General features: G+C 53.0%; 1 rRNA gene. It reads right to left on the reverse strand.

The window, feature by feature from the left end:
• Positions 1 to 58: 58 nt before the first annotated feature.
• Positions 59 to 2,641, reverse strand: a 23S ribosomal RNA gene (locus tag DFR59_RS19895); the annotation flags it as partial.

Here is a 2,641-nt window from a genome sequence, read left to right on the forward strand (position 1 = left end):
TTGTTCTCTCAAAACTAGATAAAGAGTAAGTGACATGTTAAACCGGAATCAACCAAATGTGGTTAAGTCCTCGATCGATTAGTATCCGTCAGCTGCACACGTCGCCGTGCTTCCACCTCGGACCTATCAACCTGATCATCTTTCAGGGATCTTACTAGCTTGACGCTATGGGAAATCTCATCTTGAGGGGGGCTTCATGCTTAGATGCTTTCAGCACTTATCCCTTCCGCACATAGCTACCCAGCGATGCCTTTGGCAAGACAACTGGTACACCAGCGGTGCGTCCATCCCGGTCCTCTCGTACTAAGGACAGCTCCTCTCAAATTTCCTGCGCCCACGACGGATAGGGACCGAACTGTCTCACGACGTTCTGAACCCAGCTCGCGTACCGCTTTAATGGGCGAACAGCCCAACCCTTGGGACCGACTACAGCCCCAGGATGCGATGAGCCGACATCGAGGTGCCAAACCTCCCCGTCGATGTGGACTCTTGGGGGAGATAAGCCTGTTATCCCCGGGGTAGCTTTTATCCGTTGAGCGATGGCCCTTCCATGCGGAACCACCGGATCACTAAGCCCGACTTTCGTCCCTGCTCGACTTGTAGGTCTCGCAGTCAAGCTCCCTTGTGCCTTTACACTCTACGAATGATTTCCAACCATTCTGAGGGAACCTTTGGGCGCCTCCGTTACCTTTTAGGAGGCGACCGCCCCAGTCAAACTGCCCACCTGACACTGTCTCCCGCCCCGATAAGGGGCGTGGGTTAGAATTTCAATACAGCCAGAGTAGTATCCCACCGATGCCTCCACCGAAGCTGGCGCTCCGGTTTCAACGGCTCCTACCTATCCTGTACAAGCTGTACCAAAATTCAATATCAGGCTACAGTAAAGCTCCACGGGGTCTTTCCGTCCTGTCGCGGGTAACCTGCATCTTCACAGGTACTATAATTTCACCGAGTCTCTCGTTGAGACAGTGCCCAGATCGTTACGCCTTTCGTGCGGGTCGGAACTTACCCGACAAGGAATTTCGCTACCTTAGGACCGTTATAGTTACGGCCGCCGTTTACTGGGGCTTCGGTTCAGAGCTTCGCTTGCGCTAACCCCTCTCCTTAACCTTCCAGCACCGGGCAGGCGTCAGCCCCTATACTTCGCCTTGCGGCTTCGCAGAGACCTGTGTTTTTGCTAAACAGTCGCCTGGGCCTATTCACTGCGGCTCTCTCGGGCTTGCACCCTACCAGAGCACCCCTTCTCCCGAAGTTACGGGGTCATTTTGCCGAGTTCCTTAACGAGAGTTCTCTCGCTCACCTTAGGATTCTCTCCTCGCCTACCTGTGTCGGTTTGCGGTACGGGCACCATTGATCTTGCTAGAGGCTTTTCTAGGCAGTGTGAAATCAGGAACTTCGGTACTAAATTTCCCTCGCTGTCACAGCTCAGCCTTACGATGACAAGGATTTGCCTCATCATCAGCCTTGCTGCTTAGACGCGCATATCCAACAGCGCGCTTACCCTATCCTTCTGCGTCCCCCCATTGCTCAAACGATCAAGAGGTGGTACAGGAATATCAACCTGTTATCCATCGCCTACGCCTTTCGGCCTCGGCTTAGGTCCCGACTAACCCTGAGCGGACGAGCCTTCCTCAGGAAACCTTAGGCATTCGGTGGATGGGATTCTCACCCATCTTTCGCTACTCATACCGGCATTCTCACTTCTAAGCGCTCCACCAGTCCTTACGGTCTAGCTTCAACGCCCTTAGAACGCTCTCCTACCACTGACACCAGAGGTGTCAATCCACAGCTTCGGTGATACGTTTAGCCCCGGTACATTTTCGGCGCAGAGTCACTCGACCAGTGAGCTATTACGCACTCTTTAAATGGTGGCTGCTTCTAAGCCAACATCCTGGTTGTCTAAGCAACTCCACATCCTTTTCCACTTAACGTATACTTGGGGACCTTAGCTGGTGGTCTGGGCTGTTTCCCTTTCGACTACGGATCTTATCACTCGCAGTCTGACTCCCAACGATAAGTCTTTGGCATTCGGAGTTTGTCTGAATTCGGTAACCCGATGAGGGCCCCTAGTCCAAACAGTGCTCTACCTCCAAGACTCTTCCGTTGAGGCTAGCCCTAAAGCTATTTCGGAGAGAACCAGCTATCTCCAGGTTCGATTGGAATTTCTCCGCTACCCACACCTCATCCCCGCACTTTTCAACGTGCGTGGGTTCGGGCCTCCATCCAGTGTTACCTGGACTTCACCCTGGACATGGGTAGATCACCTGGTTTCGGGTCTACGACCACATACTCAAAACGCCCTATTCAGACTCGCTTTCGCTGCGGCTCCGCCTCATCAGCTTAACCTTGCATGTAATCGTAACTCGCCGGTTCATTCTACAAAAGGCACGCCATCACCCATTAACGGGCTCTGACTACTTGTAGGCACACGGTTTCAGGATCTCTTTCACTCCCCTTCCGGGGTGCTTTTCACCTTTCCCTCACGGTACTGGTTCACTATCGGTCACTAGGGAGTATTTAGCCTTGGGAGATGGTCCTCCCAGCTTCCGACGGGATTTCACGTGTCCCGCCGTACTCAGGATCCACTCTGGAGGGAACGAAGTTTCAACTACAGGATTTTTACCTTCTCTGATGGACCTTT

Source organism: Falsibacillus pallidus, from assembly GCF_003350505.1.
GTDB classification, from domain to species: domain Bacteria; phylum Bacillota; class Bacilli; order Bacillales; family DSM-25281; genus Falsibacillus; species Falsibacillus pallidus.